Below are 18,606 nucleotides of genomic sequence, written 5' to 3'. Positions count from 1 at the left end.
TGTCGAGACCATCAGCGTAGGGCGGTTCGTCCCGCAGGCGGTGCGCCACCCGGTCGAGTGAAGCAGAGACGGCCCCGCACCCGTGAGGGGTGCAGGGCCGTCCCGTACGCGTAACCGCTACAGCTTGTCGATCACGTAGTCGATGCAGGCCGTCAGTGCCTGGACGTCCGCCGGGTCGATCGCCGGGAACATCGCCACGCGCAGCTGGTTGCGGCCCAGCTTGCGGTACGGCTCCGTGTCGACGATCCCGTTGGCGCGCAACACCTTGGCGACCGCGGACGCGTCGATCTCGTCCGCGAAGTCGATCGTGCCGATGACCTGCGAGCGCTTCGCGGGGTCGGTGACGAACGGGGTCGCGTACTTGGACTCCTCGGCCCAGCCGTACAGGTTCTGGGAGGAGGCGGCCGTGCGGCCGGTGGTGAAGTCCAGGCCGCCCTGGGCGTTCATCCACTTCAGCTGCTCGTTCAGCAGGAAGAGCGTGGCGAGCGCCGGGGTGTTGTACGTCTGGTTCTTCAGGGAGTTGTCGATCGCCGTGGGCAGCGAGAAGAACTCCGGGACGTGCCGGCCGGAGGCGTGGATCCGGGCGGCGCGCTCCAGAGCGGCCGGGGAGAACACACCGATCCACAGGCCGCCGTCGGAGGCGAAGGACTTCTGCGGGGCGAAGTAGTAGACGTCCGTCTCGGTGATGTCGACCGGCAGGCCGCCCGCACCGGAGGTGGCGTCCACCAGGACGAGTGAACCCTCGTCGGCGCCCGCGACCCGCTTGACCGGGGCCGCGACACCGGTGGAGGTCTCGTTGTGGGTGAAGGCGTAGACGTCGACGCCCGCCTCGGCCTTCGGGTCCGGGTGGGTGCCCGGGTCGGAGGCGATGACGGTGGGGTCGGCCAGCCACGGGGCGAGCTTGGCCGCCTTCGCGAACTTCGACGAGAACTCGCCGAAGTTCAGGTGCTGGGACTTGTTCTCGATGAGCCCGTGCGTCGCCACGTCCCAGAAGGCGGTGGAGCCGCCGTTGCCCAGGATGACCTCGTAACCCTCGGGGAGGGAGAAGAGGCTGCGTACGCCGTCACGTACCTCGCCGACCAGGTTCTTGACCGGGGCCTGGCGATGGGACGTACCGAGCAGAGAGGTGCCGGTGGCGGCCAGCGCGTCGACCGCCTCCGTCCGCACCTTGGAGGGTCCGGCGCCGAAACGTCCGTCGGCGGGCTTGATGTCAGCGGGAATCTGGATATCGGCCACGGTCCGGAGCGTAGTCCCTCGGGGACACGGCCAGGGACCGTGTCCGTCGGATGAGACGCGCGCTCCGGCCCGTGGACGGCCGATGCGGTGGGGAAGATCAGCCCAGGTCGACCGGGAGCTCGAACAGGTCGTTCTGGGTCACGATCGGCTTGTTGCGGAGCTCCGAGGCAGGTACGGCCAGGTCCAGGCCGGGGAACCGCTCGTACAGCGCCGGGAGTGCCACCCCGGCCTCCAGCCGGGACAGCGCCGCACCCGGGCAGACGTGCGGGCCGTGGCCGAACGCGATGTGGCGGTTCGGGGAGCGGGTGGCGTCGAAGTCACCCGCGGTCGGCCCGTACTGCTTCTCGTCCCGGCCCAGCGCGCCGAAGGAGACGATCAGCGCCTCACCCTTGGGCAGCACCTTGTCGCCGACCTCGACGTCCTCCGTGGCGAACCGGATCAGGACGTGCGAGGTGGGCGTGTTCCAGCGCAGGGTCTCCTCGATCACGTTCTCCCACGGGATCTCCCCGCTCAGCACCCGCTTGCGCTGCTCGGGGTGCGTCTGGAGCGCCTCGACGACGTTGACGACCAGGCTGATCGTCGTCTCGTGACCGGCCGCGATGATCAGCTGCAGGGTGTTGACGATCTCCTCGTTGGTGAGGTGGTCGCCCTCCTCGGAGGCCGCGATCAGGGCACTCGTCAGGTCGTCGCCCGGGTTCGCCCGCTTGTCGTCGACGATCTTAGTGAACAGGGCGCCGAGGTCCGCCATCATCTGCGGGACCTCCTCCGGCGGCGTCTGCGTCGAGAAGAACTTCTCGAACAGCTCCTTGAGCCGGGGGTGGTCGGCCGCGTCCACGCCCATCAGCTCGCTGATGACGTTCATCGGCAGGGGGTAGGCGAACTCCGCCTTCAGGTCGACGGGCTCGCCCTTCGGCAGCGCGGCCAGCCGGTCCAGGCTCGCGTTCGTCAGCGCCTCGATGCCCGCCCGCAGCCGCTCCACCCGCTTCACCGTCAGCGCCTGTGCGACGAGGGCACGCAGCCGTCGGTGCTCGGTGCCGTCCACCGTGAGCATCGAGCGGCCCGGGTTGGCGAGACCGATCAGCGGCCAGTCCATCGGTATCTCGCCGCGCTGCCACGCGTTCCAGACGTTGATGTCCTTGACCACCCGGCTGTCGGTGAGCAGCTGGCGCGCCTCGGCGTGATGCGTCACCGCGTAGCAGTGCACCCCGCCGGGCAGCTCCACCTCGGCCAGCGGGCCGGCCGCGCGCAGCGCCGAGCTCTCCGAATCGAGGTCGGCGACAAAGGGATCGAGGACGATCCGGGTCATTTCTGGCCTCCAAGGGCGGGAGTGGGCGTGAACTGCACCGGCAGGTCCGTCAGCCCACGCAGCCACGGGGACGGGCGCCGGGTGAGCTGGTCCGCGGGGACGGCGAGGTCCACGTCCGGAAGCCGGTCCAGGAGCACCTCGATCCCCGTACGGGCGATGACCTCGGCCGTCTCCTGCGCGGGGAAGGGGCAGCGGTGCTCCCCGTGCCCGAAGGAGAGGAAGGCGTTGTTGCCGCCGGTGAGCGTGGAGCCGTCGGTGCGCACCTGCGGGTCGCCGTTCGCGGCGGCGATGCCGAGGATCAGCAGGTCGCCGGAGCGGATGTGACGTCCGCCGAGGTGGGTGTCGCGGGAGGCCCAGCGGCCTGCCACGTTCTGGGTGGGGGTGTCCTCCCAGAGCACCTCGTTCATGGCCTCGGCGACGCTGTGCCGGCCGCCGGACAGCGAAGCGGCGAAGCGGTCGTCGGTCAGCATCAGCCGCAGCGAGTTGCCCATCCAGTCGGCGGTCGCCTGGTGGCCCGCCGCCATCATGACCATGAGGTCCTGGGCGACCTCCTCGTCGGTGAAGCCGCCGGGGTCGTTCAGCATCCTGGTCGCGACGTCGTCGCCCGGCTCGGCGTGCTTGTCGGCCAGGAGCTGGAACATGGACCCGCCGAGGAGCTGCTGTCCGGCGAGGGCCCGCTCACGGCCGTCGATCATGTCGTTGAGCGCGCCGACGAGGGCGAAGCCGACCTCGTTGCCGAACCCGTAGAGCTTCGCGAGGATCAGGGCGGGCAGCAGCATGGCGTACTCGGCGATGATGTCGGTCCGGCCGGTGGAGCAGAACCGGTCGATGAGGCCGTCCGCGAACTCCTCCGCGTACCGCTTCAGCTCGAACGGGTCGACGCCCTCCAGCGCGTTGCTGATCATCGCGGCGCGGACGCTGTGCCGTTCGCCGACCGTGTAGAGGATCGAGGGCTGCTTGCGGCCGATCATCGGGAGCAGGGGCCAGGTGTCGGGGATGTTGTCCCACTGGTTCCACAGGTCGGAGTCCCGGCTGAAGAGCACCGGGTCGTTGGTGACCTGGTGCAGCTCGCGGTAGCCGAGGATCAGCCAGGCGGGGACGTCGCCGTCGAGCACGACCGGAGCCACGGCGCCGTGGTCGCGCCGCATGTCCCGGTACAGCCGCACGGGATCGGTCTGGAACCGCTCTCCGGACAGCGGGACGGAACCGTGGGACACGGGGCACTGGGTCACAGCGTGGGCTCCGGGGTCTTTGCGGCCGCCGCCGAAGCCGTGCTTCCTGCCAGGGCCGCCTCGGCGGTCCGGGATCGGGCGACGGAGAGTGCGTGGAGGTGCTCGACGAGCGTGATCAGGACGTACTTGCTGGAGGACCGGTCCCGGGCGTCGCACTCGACGAGCGGAACGTCGGGGGAGAGGTCCAGCGCCTCGCGTATCTGCTGCTCGGTGTGGAGCGGGCCGCCGAAGTCGTTGCACGCGACGATGAACGGCGTGCCGTGGTGCTCCAGCCGGTCGATCGCGTACCAGGAGTCGGCGAGCCGCCGGGTGTCGACGAGTACGACGGCACCCAGGGTCCCGGAGAAGAGGCGGTCCCACAGGAACCAGAAGCGTTCCTGTCCGGGCGCGCCGAAGAGATAGAGGACCGAGCGCTTGTCCAGCGTGATCCGGCCGAAGTCGAAGGCGACCGTGGTGGACGTCTTGGACTGCACACCGTCGAGGTGGTCGACGGCCTCGCCCGCGCGGGTCATGGTCTCTTCGGTGTTGAGCGGACGGATCTCGCTCACGGAACGGACCATGGTGGTCTTGCCGACCCCGAAGCCGCCCACAACGACGATCTTCAGTCCGTTGTCGGCTGTCGCCTGCAGGGCGGCACGGTCAGAGGTTGCGGAGTCCAACGAGCACCTGTTCCAGGGTGTCGGTGTCGGGGAGCCGGTCCTCGACACGGGCAGTACGGGGATGGCGGGCGCTGATCCGGCCGGTGTCGAGCAGGTCGCAGAGCATGATGCGGACGATGCTGACGGGCAGATTCAGGGTTGCCGAGATTTCGACGACGGCGGTGGGGCGCCGGCACATCCGCAGGATCGCGACGTGCTCCGACTGCATACCGGGGTTCGGGTCGCACTCGGCGACCACGAGCGTCACGAGGTCGAACGCGGCCGAGTCGGACCGGCTGCGGCCACCGGTGAGGGTGTACAGCCGGTCCGGGTCGTCGTCGCGTCCGGGGCGGGGGCGCGGCGCCGACGTCATACGTCCGCGGTTTCCGCGGCGGTGGCCGCTGCGTCGTCCACTTCTACGGGAGTGCGGGGCGGGGCGACGAGGTACTCGCCGAGCTGCTCGACGAGTTCGCTCATGTTGTGGCCGACGAGGCCGACGTCGGACTCCTCGGCGGCCACGACCGCGAGATGGGCGCCGGCGCCCGCCTCGACGATGAACAGCACACCGCCGTAGAACTCTGCCATCGCGGACCGCACGCCACCCGTGCCGTCACCGAACTCGATGGACGCGCCGTGCGACAGGCTCTGGATGCCGGCGGAGATCGCGGCCAGCTGGTCGGCCTGGTCGACGGAGAGCTCGGGCGTACGGCACAGCTTGAGGCCGTCCCGGGACAGGACGAGGGCGTGCCGGGCGCCGGGCGTGCGGTCGAGCAGCCCCTCCAGCAGCCAGTTGAGCTTCTCGTCGGTGGTCGCGGTCATCGGGTGTTGCCTTCCGGGTGCGGGGAGTTGGCTCGTACCGCCTGGCTGAAGGTGCTGAAGCGTGCTGCCTGGACCTTCGGGTCGGTGGTACGGGGCCTGGGGGAATCGGCTCCGCCGGGGGTGGCATTGCCGGTACGGGATTCGGCGGCGGCCAGGGTGCGGCCTCGGCGGCGCTTGGGCAGGCCGCTGTCACCGAACTGGGGTACTGCACCGGTGGATTCGGAATCGGAATCCGTCGAGGACCCGGGTACGGGCTCGGGGGAGCCCTGGTCCTGCCTGTCCGCCGCGGGGGCGGCGGACGGTGTCGCCGCCGTTGCGTGGTCGGGCTCCGGCTCGGGGCGGGCGGCGGGCACGGGGGCCGGCAAGGGAGTACGGGAGATGAGCTCCTGCGGCAGCATCATCAGCGCGCCCGTGCCGCCGCGCGCGGACGGCCGGAAGGAGACGGTGAGGCCGTGCTTGCGGGCCAGCCGTCCGACGACGGCGAGGCCGAGCCGGGTGCCGGACAGGGCCGTGAGGTCCTGGTTCTCGGCGGACACGGCACGCTCCGCACGGCGCAGCTGCACATCGCTCATCACCAGACCGCTGTCCTCGACGGTGACGACGATGCCGGCCGGGACCTCCTCGACGTACACGTGCACCTCGGCCGTGGGCGGCGAGAAGTTGGTGGCGTTGTCGAGGAGTTCCGCGAGCGCGTGCATGACACCCTCGGCGGCGTGACCGGCGATCGCGACGTCACTCGTGGAGTGCAGGCGGATGCGCTGGTAGCTGCCGATACGGCCCATCGCGCCGCGCAGGATCGACTCCATGACGATCGGCTTTGCCCAGCGGCGCCCGGAACGCGCGCCGGTGAGCACGGCGATGGAGTCGGCGAGACGGCCCGCCTGGGCGGTGCGGTGGTCCAGGTGCAGCAGATCGCCGAGGACGTCCTCGGCGGTGTGGCGGTGCTCCATCTCGCGCAGGTCGGCCAGCATGCTCGTGGCCAGGGCCTGCATCCGGCCGGCGGCGTTGGCGCAGGCGGCGACCGCTGCCGCGCGCTCGGTCTCACTGCGCCGGGCACGGGCGGTGAGCCGCTCGGCCTCGGCGCCGAGGCGGGCGCTCTGCTCGGAGGCGTCGGCGGTGACCCGGGCGACCCGGTCGTGCGCCTCACTGGTGACACGGGCGGTCTCGGCGGCGGCCGCGGCTCTGATGCGGGCGGTCTCCGCGGTGTAGCGCTGGGCCTCCGAGGCGGAGGTCGAGACGAGGCGGGAGGTCTCGGCGGTGAAGCGTTCGGCGTCGGCGGCCCGCAGGGCACGCAGGTTGCGCGCGGCGGCGAGCGTACGGACCGTGATGGTCGCCGCGGCGCACAGCAGCACGGCAGCTGCGACCGCCCCCCAGATGACTGGGGTCCGTACCGAGGTGGGTGAGGCGGCTGCCGCCCACAGGCACAGGGAACCGGTGACGGCTGCCGATATCAGCAGGGCGAGTGCGGTTGGCCGGAGTGAAGGGCGCAATCGGAGTCCTCGGGGCGGACGGTTCGGGGCGGGGGCAGGGACAATACGGACGCTTCGGTGCGGCTGTGTTGAAAGAGCCACAACTGGAGCTGATTGTTCCTGATCAAGTCACGCCAACTATAGGAGAATTGACGAGTTGTTTGGGGATTCCTTGTGGTCACTTCTGTTTGAAATCTGGTTCGGAAGGTGCCTCGTCCGGGCGCTCCGGGCCTCGCGTGCCGGATGAAACGGCGTGGCGGGTGGGGAAGTGGTGACGAATGTGGCGGTATGTCCCCTGTGCGGAGCTTGATTTGTCACGATCGTCGCTCACAGGCGAACGGGCAGCTAGTGTGAGCGCTCCGGTGCGGCCGACCTCGCAGGTCGGGCGCACTGCCGTATGACACACCGAGCGCCTTGAGGGGGAGGCGCCGCGTGGGCCCCGACGGAGGACGCAGGCAACCGTGGACGCGCAAGGCCGTGGGCGGGACGAGGGTATCGACCCCGCAGACCAGTGGGTACTCAACCCGGACACCGGTGATTACGAACTGCGACTGACCCCCTCCACAGGGCGATCAGCCGCACCGGCTTCCCCCCGAAGCAGGAGATCCGGAAGCGGCACATCCCAGGGCGCCGCATCCGCGCCCTCCCCGCGCCGCCGATCCGGCCCGGCGGCACCGCCGGACGAGGAGCGGACCTCCGTACCCGGGCAGCGCGGCGGACGCAGGTCCGGCCGCGGGGACCGGGACGACGCACGGGAGCCGGGCGGTCGCGCCGCGGGCCGGGCGGCAGGGCCGTCGACGGGCCGCCGCAGGCCGAAGCCGAAGAAGTCCGCCAAGAAGAAGGCTCTGGTCTGGACGGGCGGCGTGCTGGCGTTCCTGCTGGTCGGCGTCGGTACCGCGGGCTACCTCGTGTACCAGCACTTCAACGGCAACATCACCTCCGTCTCCAGCGACGGTGCCGGCACCGGCGGCTTCAGCAAGGACCGCCCGATCAACATCCTGGTGATCGGGACCGACAAGCGGACCGGCAAGGGCAACGAGGGCTACGGGGACAAGGGCAGCGTCGGCCACGCCGACACCACGATCCTCTTCCACGTCTCCAAGGACCGTACGAACGCGACCGCGCTGAGCATTCCGCGCGACCTGATAACGGACATCCCGGACTGCCCGACGGACCAGAGCGACGGCACGACCAAGGACATCGCGGGAACCCCGGACAAACGGTTCAACGAGAGCCTCGGGCAGTCCGGGCGTACGCCCAGCTGCACCATGCGCACCATCACGGAGATCACCGGGATGAAGGTCGACCACTTCATGGTGGCAGACTTCAACGCGGTCAAGACCATGACCGCGGCCGTCGGCGGCGTGGACGTCTGCCTCGCCAAGGACATCGACGACCCGGACTCCCACCTCAAGCTCGACCAGGGCGAGCACACCCTCGACGGTGAGCAGGCGCTGGCCTTCCTGCGGACCCGGCACTCGGTCGGATTCGGCGGCGACCTGAGCCGGATCGAGATCCAGCAGCAGTTCCTGGGCTCGCTGATGCGGAAGCTGAAGTCCAACGAGACCCTGACCAGCCCCACGAAGATGTGGAGCCTCGCGGAGGCGGGCACCAAGGCGCTGACCGTCGACGACAAGATCAGTGACATCAACCAGCTCCGCAAACTGGGCATGGAACTGGCCTCGGTCGACCCGAAGAACATCACCTTCACCACGGTGCCGGTGATAGACAACCCGACCGAGAAGGTGAAGGCCACGGTCGTCCTGGACGAGACCAAGGCCCCTCAGGTGTTCTCGATGATGCGCGAGGACGTCTCCTTCACCGCGGTGGAGAAGCAGGAGAAGGCCGCGGCCAAGGCCAAGGACGCCGCCAAGCTCAAGGGCGAGATGGCCGACCCGGCGGACGTGCGGGTCGACGTCTTCAACGGCGGGGCCCCGGCAGGGTCCGCGCAGGAAGCGCTGGACTGGCTGCAGAACGAGGAGGGCGTGCTCAAGTCCGCCAACCAGGCCAACGCACCCGAGAAGGTGGCGAAGACCCAGCTGGTCTACGCCCCCAACCAGGCGGACCAGGCACGCCGGCTGGCCGACCTGATGGGCCTGTCGGCCTCGGCCCTGAAGCCGACGACGACGGACGCGGGCGCGATGGACCCGATGGTGCTGACGCTGGGCCCGGACTTCAAGGAAGCGGGCACCCCGCTCGCGGCCCCACAGAAGGCCCCGAAGGACATCCAGCAGGTCCAGGCGGACAAGGCGGTCTGCGCCAAGTAGCGCCACAGGCGGCCCGGTCCCGCGCGGGACCGGGCCGCCTGTGCGGGTTCCTGGCCGTTCCAGCCCGTCCGGCGTTCGAGGACGGACCCGGTGCTCCGGACCGGGGCGCCCGTGCAGGGCCCCGTCCACACCTGACCCGGCACACTGCGCACCGCACGCGCGCTACGCGTCCACCCGCACCCCGTCCGCCGCCCGGATCACCGCCGCGGCCAGCCGCTCGTTCTCCGGCGCGGGCCCGCCCGGCAGCGCGAACCGGCGTCGCGTGTAGCCGTAGGCCACACCGTGGACCGGGTCGGCGAACGCCTGCGACCCCGCGGCCCCCGCGTGCCCGAACGCCCCCTCGCCCAGGAACGGGTAGGGCACCTGCGACGCCTCGAAGCCGACCGTGAAGGGGTTCGGTTCTCCGGTCACCACGTCGGTGCCCGTCCACCGCACCCGGCCGACCTCGGCCAGCATGTCCGGCTTGAGCAGGGGTGCCCGGCCGTCCACCTCCGAGATCGCCGCCGCGTACATCCCGGCCAGCCCGCGCGCCGATGCCACCCCGCCGGCCGAGGCCTGGCCGAGGGCGCGCACGGCACGGGTGTTGGCGAACTCGACCAGGTCGAGCGGCGGGTCCGACGTCCAGCCGAACGCGAGCGCCATCAGGCCCTCCGGGTCCACGGGGTTCGCCTCGGCCTCCGCGGCCTGCTCGGGCGTGGGCACGCCGGGCCGGATGGCCACGTACCGCGGTTCGAGCGCCTCGGGCAGTCCCAGGTGGAAGTCCAGACCGTACGGGGCGCGCACCCGCTCCTCGAACAGCTCCTGGACCGACCGCCCGGTGGCCCTGCGTACGACCTCACCGGTGAGGGCGCCGATCACCAGCGCGTGGTACCCGTACGCCGTCCCCGGCTCCCAGAACGGCCGCTGGCCGGCCAGCCGCTCGGCGAGTATCCGGTCGTCGGCCAGTTCCGCGACGCCGAGTCCGCCGTCCGCCCAGACCACCCCGGAGCGGTGCGAGACCAGCTCGTGCAGGGTCAGCCCGCCCTTGCCCTCGGCGGCGAACTCCGGCCAGTACGACGCGACCGTCCGGTCCAGGTCCAGGACGCCGTCCTGGACGAGCAGGGCGAGGACGAGGTGCGCGGCGCCCTTGGTGGAGGAGTACACCGCGGGCAGCGAATCCCCGGCGATCCCCTCCCCGGCCCACAGGTCCACCACCCGGCGGCCGTGGTGGTGGACGGCGAGCTGGCCGCCCGGCTCGGTGTGGTCCTCGGCGAGTACGGCGGCGAACTCCTCCCGTACGCCCTCGAAACCGGCCGCGACCGTGCCGTACACGGTGATGGTCCTGTCCTCGTCCGACATGGCATGCCCCCGGAGTGATCGGTTCGGTTGGACTGTGCTCAGCTGCCAACTGCCGCACCCCGGCGCTTCATTCCCCGCGGTCGACGATCTCCCGTGCGAGCGCGACCAGTTGCGGCAGGGCCGGGTGGCCCGGCCCGTCCCGCCGGGCCAGCAGGACGGGCAGCGGCGGGGCGTCGTCGAGCGGCCGGTACGCGACCCCGGCGTGCGGGTGCATGTCGGCGGTGGACGCGGCGGAGACCCCGGCCCCGCGTCCCGCGGCGATGGCGGTGAGCCAGTCGTCGGTGTTGGCGACGGTGAGCGTGGATACGGGCCGCGCGTGCGGGGGCCACAGGCCGAGCGTGGTGGTGCCGGAGACGGTGTTCAGGACGACGGCACCGCCGGCCAGGTCGGCGAGTGACAGCGACCGGCGGGCGGCGAGCGGGCCGTCGGCGGCGACGGCCGCGACCCGGTCCTCGGTGAACAGCAGCTCGGTGACGAGCCCCGGCGCGTCCACCGGCCCGCGCAGGAGCGCCGCGTCGACCTCGCCACGGGTCAGGCCGGCCGTACGGTCGTCGATCCGCAGCAGTTCGAGCGGGGTCTGCGGGTGGCGCTGCTGCCAGGTCCGCAGCAGGGGTGTGGTGTACGGGCCGAACGCCGACCAGGCGTGCCCGAGCCGCAGCGGCCAGTTGCGCAGCCGTCCGGCGTCGACGGCCTCGTCGAAGGCGCCGACCGCGGCGGCGGCCTTGTCCCGGAAGAGGACGCCCTCGGCGGTGAGGGCGAGATGGTGCGTGGACCGGTCGACGAGCCGAACGCCCAGGTGCTTCTCCAGGGCCGCGAGCGTCCGGGAGGCGACGGGCTGGGTGAGCCGGAGCCTGGAGGCGGCCCGGGTGACGCTGCCCTCCTCGGCGATCGCGAGGAAGGCCCGGAGGTGCCGGAGCTCGATACCGCGTCCGCCGCCTCCGCCACTGCACTGTCCTGTGCTCATGCGTGGGGAGCATAACGGGAGCGCAATCGGCATTTCACGCACGGCGCGCGCGTCTCTACGGTGAAGGGGCGAGGCCTGAACGGGTAGTGCCGTACTGTGGACCTGCTAGTGCACTCCACTGAACTTTTCGAGAGGTCCAAGGTGAACGACCAGCGCAGTGCCGCAGAGCCGGCCGCAGCCGTCGCCGTACCGGAGGCGGTGGCCGCGCTCGACGAGCCCGGCCACGGCCGCCCGGGCCGTCCCGGCGCCCGCAGGGCGGCCCTGGTGCCGGTCGCGCTGGTGGTCGCCGGCGGGCTCTCCGTGCAGTTCGGCGCGGCGGTCGCGGTCCTGCTGATGCCGAAGGCCGGCGCACTCGGCGTGGTCACGCTGCGCCTGGCCGCCGCCGCGCTCGTCCTGCTGGCCGTCTGCCGTCCGAAGCTGCGCGGGCACTCCCGGGCGGACTGGGGCACGGTCGTGGCGTTCGGCATCGCGATGGGCGGCATGAACACGCTCTTCTACCAGGCCGCCGACCGCATCCCGCTGGGCGCCGCCGTCACCCTCGAGGTGCTGGGTCCCCTGGTCCTCTCCGTCGTCGCGTCCCGCCGCCTGGTCAACTTCGTCTGGGCGGGCCTGGCCCTCGGCGGCGTCGTCCTGCTGAGCGGCGGAGGCTTCGACCGCCTGGACCCGGTCGGAGCGGCGTACGCCCTGGGGGCGGGCGCGATGTGGGCGGCGTACATCGTCTTCAGCGCACGCACCGGCCGCCGCTTCCCGCAGGCGGACGGCCTGGCCCTGGCCATGGTCGTCGCGGCGGTCCTTTCGCTCCCGCTCGGCATCATGGAGGCCGGTTCGAAGCTCCTGGTGCCGTCCACGCTGGCCCTGGGCGCGGCCGTGGCCGTGCTGAGCTCGGTCCTCCCGTACACCCTGGAACTCATGGCCCTGCGCCGTCTGCCCGCACCCACCTTCGCGATCCTGATGAGCCTGGAACCCGCCATCGCCGCCACGGCGGGCTTCCTCATCCTCGACCAGGCGCTCTCCACGACCGACGCCCTGGCCATCGCCCTGGTCATCGGCGCCAGCATGGGTGCGGTGCGCGCCGCGTCGCGCAGAGGGACCATGGAAGGGAGCTGAGGAAGGGGGCCCGCCCATGGGATCCACGAAGGGAACCGATGAGTACGACGGGCTGTACGCGCACACTCCCTCGCAGGCCGAGGGTGACCGCGACGAACCCGCCGGGAGCAGCCGGGCCTCCGAGATCCACCCGGACGTTCCACGGACCGAACCCTCGCAGGCCGAGGGCGACCGCACGGAGTAGGCGCGGGCTCAGGCGTCGACGGGCAGGATGCGGAACGCGCTGAGACCGGGTGTCAGAGGGGTGATGGCCCGGAAGTCCCGCTGGTCGAGGGTGAAGATGCGGTCGGTCCTGTACCGGTCCGCGAGGACGACGCCCACCGCGTCCGCGAGGTCCAGCCTCAGCCCCTCGTACTTCTGGCGTACCTGATGGGCTGCGCCGAGATCTGCGGGCTTCAGCTCGGCCAGCCTGTACTGCCCGTCTGCCATACGGGAGTTGAGCGCCTCCATCACCTGCATCGCAGCCGGGAAGCCCAGATCCCGGTGCACCAGGTGATCCAGTTCGGTGACGACGAGAGGTGAGATGGCGAGCCTCTCGTACTCGAGGATCCGTGCGGCCTCGGGATGCTCCGGCTGTGCCGCATCGAAGGCGGCGAACAGGGCGGACGTGTCGGCAACGATGATCAACGGCGTGCCGCTCGTTCCTTGATGTGCTCGTAGACGCTGTCGTCCATCGCTTCGGGGCTGAGCGGGCGCCCACTGTCGAAGACCGGAAGGCTGCGGGTCCCCTTGGGGCGCTCGGCGTTCTCGAGGAGCAGCGCGATGCCCCGCCTGATGAGCTCGGCCTTGCTTATCCCGGTGGCGGACGACTCGGCGTCCAGCCGTACTTCCAGGTCCTCGGGAAGGTACACGGTCGTCTTTATCATGCCTCACAGGGTACCACCTGCCATATGTAGGGCACCCGATCTCGCCATCCGGGTGACCCGCCGACTCGGCCGCCCTGCCGCGGGCCTACGGCTGTTCGACCGCGTCGAAATACAGGCTGTCCGTCGACGGGTCCAGGAAGAACCGGCCACCGGTAATGCCCCCCGTGCCGGGAGCCAGCAGGAGCCGGTCGAAGGCCGCACTGCTCATCCACCGCGCCTTCCCCGGCAGGAACTGGGTCAGTGCGTCAGGCACGTCCGCCGGATCGGCGGGCGCGAAGGCGTACGAAGGCGTCGCCACGATCGACGCGCCCGTGCCGACGGGCAGCCGTGCCACGCCCACCACCCGGTAGCGCGCGTCCGGGTTCGGCAGGAACTCCCGGCTCCGCTCGGCCTCGTCGGGGTCGTACGCCAGCCAGTGCGGGTCCGACAGCCGTCCCGCCTCGCCGAACTGCTCCTGCAGCGGGGCGACATCCGTGAGCACCTGCTCGGCGTCCTGCTGCGCCTCCGTCGGGCCGCCGAGGGCGTACACGCCGCCGCCGACCGCGACGGCGGCAGCGGCCCCGACACCCAGCGCGAGCCACGCCCGCCGGCTCACTCCACCCGACCGCTCCATGACCATCAGCCCCCGCTCCGCGTCCCCCGCATCTGCGGGCAGCCCACGGTAGACCGGACGGGACCGTGCGTAGGCGCCTTTGACCGTCGGCTACGTTCCGGAGCCATGAGCGACAGCGTGTACGTGGGCAACGCCGGCCGGGACGCGGCACTCGACCAGGGATGGCTGCTCGGGCATTTCAAGGACGCCGGTGATCCCCGGCGCAGTGAGGCTCTGGAGATCAAATGGGGTGTACACCCGCGCGGCGACGAGCGGGCCCGGTGGGTGACCGGCGAGGAACGCACCGCCCTGCTGGTCCTCATCAGCGGCCGGTTCCGCGTCGAGCTTCCCGGGAGAAGCGTGCTGCTTGCCCGGCAGGGTGACTACGTCGTCTGGGGTCGGGGCATCGACCACTCCTGGTACGCGGAGGCGGAGTCCGTGGTCCTCACCGTCCGCTGGCCCTCCGTCCCCGGCTACCGGGTGGACGGCGGCGCCTGATCGGGAGCGCTCATTTCCGCATTCCGTGCGCCCGGCCGCGTGGAGGTGCCGACAACCGCTCCCGATTCCGGAGGGGTCTCCGCGGGAAAATAATGCAAGCATGCTTGCTTGTTTTCTGGGGCGCTGGCATGCTCCGGGGCACACCGCCACGCCCCCAGGGAGCGCACCGTGTCCGATGCATCGGCCGTGACAGCCGCCGTACTCGAGGATCTGCGTCAGGAGAGCGACGAACTCGACCTGCTGGTAGCCGGACTGAGCGCGGAGGGGTGGGCCGGGCCGACGCCCGCCGTCGGGTGGACCGTCGCCCATCAGATCGCTCACCTGAACTGGACCGACGAGGTCGCGCTGATCGCCGTCACCGAGCCCGACGCCTTCGCGGCCGAGGTCGACAGGGCGGTCGCCGACCCGGAGACCTTCGTCGATCAGGCAGCCGCCGAGAGGGTGGCGCTCCTGCCGCCCGATGCCCTGCTCGTGCAGTGGCGGGAGGACAGGGCGCTGCTTCACACGGCGCTGCGCGACGCGCCCGCCGGGGCCAGGTTCCCCTGGTACGGGCCGCCCATGAGCGTCGCCTCGATGGCGACCGCGCGGCTCATGGAGACCTGGGCGCACGGGCAGGACGTCGCCGATGCCCTCGGCGTGACACGGAAACCGACCGCGAGGCTGCGGCATGTCGCCAGGATCGGGGTGCGGGCCCGGGACTACGCCTACTTCGTGCGCGGCGAACAGCCTCCCGCCGAGCCGTTCCGGGTGGAACTGGAGGGGCCGGACGGCGAGTTGGCCGTCCACGGGCCCGAGGACGCCGCGCAGCGCGTGACCGGGCCCCTGCTCGACTTCTGCCTGCTCGTCACCCAGCGCGCCCATCGCGACGACCTCGCCCTGCACGCCGTGGGCGCCGACGCCGAGCGGTGGCTGGACATCGCGCAGGCCTTCGCCGGGCCCGCCGGTCCCGGGCGCCCCCGGCAGGGGGACCGATGACGCGACCGCTGCGCATCGGCAACGCCTCCGGCTTCTACGGCGACCGCTTCGACGCCGTACGGGAGATGCTCACCGGCGGTCCCCTCGACGTCCTGACCGGGGACTACCTCGCCGAGCTGACCATGCTGATCCTGGGGCGCAGCCGGCTGAAAGACCCCGAACGCGGGTACGCGTCCACGTTTCTGCGGCAGTTGGAGGAGAACCTCGGGCTCGCCCACGAACGCGGCGTGAAGATCGTCGCCAACGCGGGAGGGCTCAATCCGTCCGGGCTCGCCGACGCCGTGAGGGAGTTGGCCGACAAGGTGGGCGTGCCCGTACGGGTCGCACATGTCGAGGGCGACAGCCGGCCCGTGCCCGACGGATTCCTCACCGCCAACGCCTACCTCGGCGGCGCCGGGATCGCCGCCTGCCTGCGTGCCGGGGCCGACATCGTCGTCACCGGACGCGTCACCGACGCCGCCCTCGTCACCGGGCCCGCCGCCGCCCACTTCGGCTGGGGCGCCGAGGACCACGACGCCCTCGCCGGGGCCGTCGTCGCCGGTCACGTACTGGAGTGCGGGACCCAGGCCACCGGCGGGAACTACGCGTTCTTCGGTGATCACGACGTGCGCAGGCCCGGGTTCCCGCTCGCCGAGATCCACGAGGACGGGTCGAGCGTCATCACCAAGCACGACGGTACGGGCGGTGTCGTCGACATCGGCACCGTCACCGCCCAGCTGCTGTACGAGACCGGCGGGGCCCGGTACGCCGGACCGGACGTCACCGCCCGGCTCGACACCGTACGGCTGACGCAGGACGGGCCGGACCGGGTACGGATCTCCGGGGTGCGGGGCGAGGCGCCGCCGCCCACGCTCAAGGTCGGGCTCAACCGGATCGGCGGCTGGCGCAACGAGGTCGTCTTCGTGCTGACCGGACTCGACATCGGGGCCAAGGCACAGCTCGTGCAGGACCAGTTCGCCGACGCCCTGGCCCGCGGCGGGCGGCGGCCCGCCGAGGTGCGGTGGGAGCTGGCCCGTACCGACCGGGCCGATGCCGCGAGCGAGGAGACCGCAAGCGCCCTGCTGCGGCTCGTCGTCCGCGACCGGGACGCGGAAGCGGTCGGGCGCGCGGTGTCCGGGGCGGCCGTCGAGCTGGCGCTCGGCAGCTACCCCGGCTTCCATGTGACAGCCCCGCCCGGGAAGGGCGCGCCCTACGGAGTGTTCGAGGCCGCGTACGTACCGGCCGACGAGGTCGGGCACGTGGCCGTCCTGCCGGACGGGGAGCGGGAGGCCGTGCCCCCGGCCGTACGGTGCAGGGCGCTCGAAGAGGTCGAGGAGCCCGGGCTCCCGGAGCCGCTGCCCCCCGGCCCCACCCGCTCCGCACCGCTCGGCCGCGTCGCCGGAGCCCGCAGCGGCGACAAGGGCGGTGACGCCAACGTGGGTGTCTGGGTACGCAGCGACGACGCGTGGCGGTGGCTGGCCCACGAGCTGACCGTCGCCCGCTTCCAGGAGCTCCTCCCGGAGACCGCCGGGCGCACCGTCGTACGCCACGTCCTGCCGAACCTGCGGGCGCTGAACTTCGTCGTCCACGGCCTCCTCGGCGAGGGCGTCGCCGCTCAGGCCCGCTTCGATCCGCAGGCCAAGGCGGTGGGGGAGTGGCTGCGGTCCCGTCATCTCCCCGTCCCCGCAGCGCTCCTGGAAGAACCGGAGGTGACCGCATGACCGTCCTGCCCACCGCACTCGACACCGCCGGGCCCGACTACGCCGCCCACCGCGAGGCCATGCTCGCGAAGCTCGCCGAGCTCGACACCGAGCACGCCAAGGCCCTCGCGGGCGGCGGCGAGAAGTACGTGGCGCGGCACCGCAAGCGCGGCAAGCTGCTGGCCCGCGAGCGGATCGAGCTGCTGGTCGACCCGGACACCCCGTTCCTGGAACTGTCCCCGCTCGCCGCGTGGGGCAGCGACTACGCGGTCGGCGCCTCGCTCGTCACCGGGATCGGGGTGGTGGAGGGCGTCGAGTGCCTGATCACCGCCAACGACCCGACCGTACGCGGCGGTGCCTCCAACCCGTGGACGCTCAAGAAGGCCCTGCGGGCGAACGAGATCGCCTTCGCCAACCGGCTGCCCTGCATCAGCCTGGTCGAGTCGGGCGGGGCGGACCTGCCCTCGCAGAAGGAGATCTTCATCCCGGGGGGCGCGCTGTTCCGCGACCTCACCCGGCTGTCGGCAGCCGGGATCCCCACCGTCGCCGTCGTCTTCGGGAACTCCACCGCCGGTGGCGCGTACGTCCCCGGCATGTCCGACCACACGGTCATGATCAAGGAGCAGTCGAAGGTCTTCCTCGGCGGCCCGCCGCTGGTGAAGATGGCCACCGGCGAGGAGAGCGACGACGAATCGCTCGGCGGCGCCGAGATGCACGCCCGCACGTCCGGGCTCGCCGACCACTTCGCGCTCGACGAGCACGACGCGCTGCGCCAGGCCCGCCGGATCGTCGCCCGGCTGAACTGGCGCAAGGCGCACCCCGATCCCGGGATCGTGGAGCCGCCGAAGTACGACGAGGACGAACTCGTCGGGATCGTCCCGGGTGACCTCAAGGTCCCCTTCGACCCGCGCGAGGTCATCGCCCGGCTCATCGACGGATCGGACTTCGACGCGTTCAAGCCGCTCTACGGGACGAGTCTGGTCACCGGCTGGGCGCGGCTGCACGGCTATCCGGTCGGCATCCTCGCCAACGCCCAGGGCGTGCTGTTCAGCGAGGAGTCGCAGAAGGCCGCGCAGTTCATCCAGCTCGCCAACCAGCGCGACATCCCGCTCCTGTTCCTGCACAACACCACCGGCTACATGGTCGGCAAGGAGTACGAGCAGGGCGGCATCATCAAGCACGGCGCGATGATGATCAACGCGGTGTCGAACTCGAAGGTCCCGCACCTGTCCGTGCTGATGGGAGCCTCCTACGGCGCCGGTCACTACGGCATGTGCGGCCGCGCCTACGACCCCCGCTTCCTCTTCGCCTGGCCCAGCAGCAAGTCCGCCGTCATGGGCCCCCAGCAGCTCGCCGGCGTCCTGTCGATCGTCGCCCGCGCCTCCTCCGCCGCGAGGGGCCTGCCCTACGACGACGAGGCCGACGCGGGACTGCGCGCCATGGTGGAGCAGCAGATCGAGTCGGAGTCGCTGCCCATGTTCCTCTCGGGGCGGCTGTACGACGACGGGGTCATCGACCCGCGCGACACCAGGACCGTCCTCGGGATGTGCCTGTCCGCGATCCACACGGCACCGGTCGAGGGCGCCCGCGGCGGCTTCGGCATCTTCCGGATGTGAGGCA

19 protein-coding genes are annotated in these 18,606 nt (G+C 71.5%); 7 read left to right on the top strand and 12 right to left on the bottom strand.

What is annotated here, in order from left to right:
* Positions 1–117: 117 nt before the first annotated feature.
* The 7 genes from serC to OG257_RS16750 all read right to left on the bottom strand — a co-directional run bounded on the left by serC (position 118) and on the right by OG257_RS16750 (position 6,721).
* A complete protein-coding gene (serC, locus tag OG257_RS16780) occupies positions 118–1,236 on the bottom strand; it encodes a phosphoserine transaminase (RefSeq protein WP_329208514.1) in 1,119 nt (372 codons plus the stop codon).
* A 97-nt stretch (positions 1,237–1,333) separates the two neighbouring features.
* A complete protein-coding gene (locus OG257_RS16775; RefSeq protein ID WP_329208513.1) occupies positions 1,334–2,542 on the bottom strand; it encodes a cytochrome P450 family protein in 1,209 nt (402 codons plus the stop codon).
* Positions 2,539–3,774: a cytochrome P450 gene (locus OG257_RS16770; protein WP_329208512.1), complete on the bottom strand. Its 1,236-nt coding sequence runs from the start codon at positions 3,772–3,774 to the stop codon at positions 2,539–2,541. Before OG257_RS16770 ends, OG257_RS16775 begins: the two co-directional genes overlap by 4 nt.
* Positions 3,771–4,433 (bottom strand): GTP-binding protein, encoded by a 663-nt coding sequence (locus OG257_RS16765; RefSeq protein ID WP_329208511.1) that lies wholly within the window; start codon positions 4,431–4,433, stop codon positions 3,771–3,773. The genes OG257_RS16770 and OG257_RS16765 overlap by 4 nt, the downstream gene beginning before the upstream one ends.
* Entirely contained in the window at positions 4,414–4,785 is a 372-nt protein-coding gene (locus tag OG257_RS16760) for a DUF742 domain-containing protein (protein WP_329208510.1), read from the bottom strand. Before OG257_RS16760 ends, OG257_RS16765 begins: the two co-directional genes overlap by 20 nt.
* Positions 4,782–5,231: a roadblock/LC7 domain-containing protein gene (locus tag OG257_RS16755; protein WP_329208509.1), complete on the bottom strand. Its 450-nt coding sequence runs from the start codon at positions 5,229–5,231 to the stop codon at positions 4,782–4,784. The genes OG257_RS16760 and OG257_RS16755 overlap by 4 nt, the downstream gene beginning before the upstream one ends.
* Entirely contained in the window at positions 5,228–6,721 is a 1,494-nt protein-coding gene (locus tag OG257_RS16750) for a sensor histidine kinase (RefSeq protein WP_329208508.1), read from the bottom strand. The genes OG257_RS16755 and OG257_RS16750 overlap by 4 nt, the downstream gene beginning before the upstream one ends.
* Before the next feature lie 440 nt (positions 6,722–7,161).
* Here OG257_RS16750 and OG257_RS16745 point away from each other — a divergent pair, with 440 nt between their 5' ends.
* Positions 7,162–8,967, top strand: a complete 1,806-nt coding sequence (locus OG257_RS16745; protein ID WP_329208507.1) for an LCP family protein — start codon at positions 7,162–7,164, stop codon at positions 8,965–8,967.
* 162 nt (positions 8,968–9,129) lie between these two features.
* Here the strand turns inward: OG257_RS16745 and OG257_RS16740 are convergent, their stop codons facing one another.
* Complete coding sequence (locus tag OG257_RS16740; protein WP_329208506.1) at positions 9,130–10,305, bottom strand: serine hydrolase domain-containing protein; 1,176 nt, start codon at positions 10,303–10,305, stop codon at positions 9,130–9,132.
* 67 nt (positions 10,306–10,372) lie between these two features.
* Positions 10,373–11,269: a LysR family transcriptional regulator gene (locus OG257_RS16735; protein ID WP_329208505.1), complete on the bottom strand. Its 897-nt coding sequence runs from the start codon at positions 11,267–11,269 to the stop codon at positions 10,373–10,375.
* Between the two features lie 141 nt (positions 11,270–11,410).
* On the opposite strand from OG257_RS16735, the gene OG257_RS16730 reads away from it, so the two are divergent.
* Entirely contained in the window at positions 11,411–12,376 is a 966-nt protein-coding gene (locus OG257_RS16730; protein WP_329208504.1) for an EamA family transporter, read from the top strand.
* Between the two features lie 16 nt (positions 12,377–12,392).
* On the top strand, positions 12,393–12,560 hold the full coding sequence (locus tag OG257_RS16725; RefSeq protein ID WP_329208503.1) for a hypothetical protein: 168 nt from the start codon (positions 12,393–12,395) through the stop codon (positions 12,558–12,560).
* Between the two features lie 8 nt (positions 12,561–12,568).
* On the opposite strand, the gene OG257_RS16720 is transcribed toward OG257_RS16725, so the two are convergent.
* From OG257_RS16720 to OG257_RS16710, 3 genes are all read right to left on the bottom strand, one after another.
* Positions 12,569–13,003 (bottom strand): type II toxin-antitoxin system VapC family toxin, encoded by a 435-nt coding sequence (locus OG257_RS16720; protein ID WP_329208502.1) that lies wholly within the window; start codon positions 13,001–13,003, stop codon positions 12,569–12,571.
* The gene (locus tag OG257_RS16715) at positions 13,000–13,242 is read right to left on the bottom strand and encodes a CopG family transcriptional regulator (protein WP_329208501.1); all 243 of its coding nucleotides are present in this window, start codon (positions 13,240–13,242) and stop codon (positions 13,000–13,002) included. Before OG257_RS16715 ends, OG257_RS16720 begins: the two co-directional genes overlap by 4 nt.
* Before the next feature lie 85 nt (positions 13,243–13,327).
* The gene (locus OG257_RS16710; RefSeq protein ID WP_329208500.1) at positions 13,328–13,837 is read right to left on the bottom strand and encodes a hypothetical protein; all 510 of its coding nucleotides are present in this window, start codon (positions 13,835–13,837) and stop codon (positions 13,328–13,330) included.
* 123 nt (positions 13,838–13,960) lie between these two features.
* On the opposite strand from OG257_RS16710, the gene OG257_RS16705 reads away from it, so the two are divergent.
* The 4 genes from OG257_RS16705 to OG257_RS16690 all read left to right on the top strand — a co-directional run bounded on the left by OG257_RS16705 (position 13,961) and on the right by OG257_RS16690 (position 18,602).
* Positions 13,961–14,332 (top strand): signal peptidase I, encoded by a 372-nt coding sequence (locus OG257_RS16705; protein WP_329208499.1) that lies wholly within the window; start codon positions 13,961–13,963, stop codon positions 14,330–14,332.
* Positions 14,333–14,500: 168 nt separating this feature from the next.
* The gene (locus OG257_RS16700) at positions 14,501–15,307 is read left to right on the top strand and encodes a TIGR03084 family metal-binding protein (RefSeq protein WP_329208498.1); all 807 of its coding nucleotides are present in this window, start codon (positions 14,501–14,503) and stop codon (positions 15,305–15,307) included.
* On the top strand, positions 15,304–17,007 hold the full coding sequence (locus tag OG257_RS16695) for an acyclic terpene utilization AtuA family protein (RefSeq protein ID WP_329208497.1): 1,704 nt from the start codon (positions 15,304–15,306) through the stop codon (positions 17,005–17,007). Before OG257_RS16700 ends, OG257_RS16695 begins: the two co-directional genes overlap by 4 nt.
* On the top strand, positions 17,004–18,602 hold the full coding sequence (locus OG257_RS16690) for an acyl-CoA carboxylase subunit beta (protein ID WP_329208496.1): 1,599 nt from the start codon (positions 17,004–17,006) through the stop codon (positions 18,600–18,602). The genes OG257_RS16695 and OG257_RS16690 overlap by 4 nt, the downstream gene beginning before the upstream one ends.
* Positions 18,603–18,606 lie beyond the last annotated feature (4 nt).

This window comes from Streptomyces sp. NBC_00683 (genome assembly GCF_036226745.1).
Classification (GTDB): Bacteria; Actinomycetota; Actinomycetes; order Streptomycetales; family Streptomycetaceae; genus Streptomyces.
Note: the sequence above shows the minus strand (reverse complement) of the source record. Positions and strands in the feature narration are given on the sequence as shown.

What these genes read in the sequence shown, in the direction of transcription:
- OG257_RS16755 (WP_329208509.1), bottom strand. Translation starts at nt 5,231, where the DNA reads ATGACCGCGACCACCGACGAGAAGCTCAACTGGCTGCTGGAGGGGCTG.
- OG257_RS16705 (WP_329208499.1), top strand. Translation starts at nt 13,961, where the DNA reads ATGAGCGACAGCGTGTACGTGGGCAACGCCGGCCGGGACGCGGCACTC.
- OG257_RS16695 (WP_329208497.1), top strand. Translation starts at nt 15,304, where the DNA reads ATGACGCGACCGCTGCGCATCGGCAACGCCTCCGGCTTCTACGGCGAC.
- OG257_RS16725 (WP_329208503.1), top strand. Translation starts at nt 12,393, where the DNA reads ATGGGATCCACGAAGGGAACCGATGAGTACGACGGGCTGTACGCGCAC.
- OG257_RS16740 (WP_329208506.1), bottom strand. Translation starts at nt 10,305, where the DNA reads ATGTCGGACGAGGACAGGACCATCACCGTGTACGGCACGGTCGCGGCC.
- OG257_RS16775 (WP_329208513.1), bottom strand. Translation starts at nt 2,542, where the DNA reads ATGACCCGGATCGTCCTCGATCCCTTTGTCGCCGACCTCGATTCGGAG.
- OG257_RS16690 (WP_329208496.1), top strand. Translation starts at nt 17,004, where the DNA reads ATGACCGTCCTGCCCACCGCACTCGACACCGCCGGGCCCGACTACGCC.
- OG257_RS16715 (WP_329208501.1), bottom strand. Translation starts at nt 13,242, where the DNA reads ATGATAAAGACGACCGTGTACCTTCCCGAGGACCTGGAAGTACGGCTG.
- OG257_RS16760 (WP_329208510.1), bottom strand. Translation starts at nt 4,785, where the DNA reads ATGACGTCGGCGCCGCGCCCCCGCCCCGGACGCGACGACGACCCGGAC.
- OG257_RS16735 (WP_329208505.1), bottom strand. Translation starts at nt 11,269, where the DNA reads ATGAGCACAGGACAGTGCAGTGGCGGAGGCGGCGGACGCGGTATCGAG.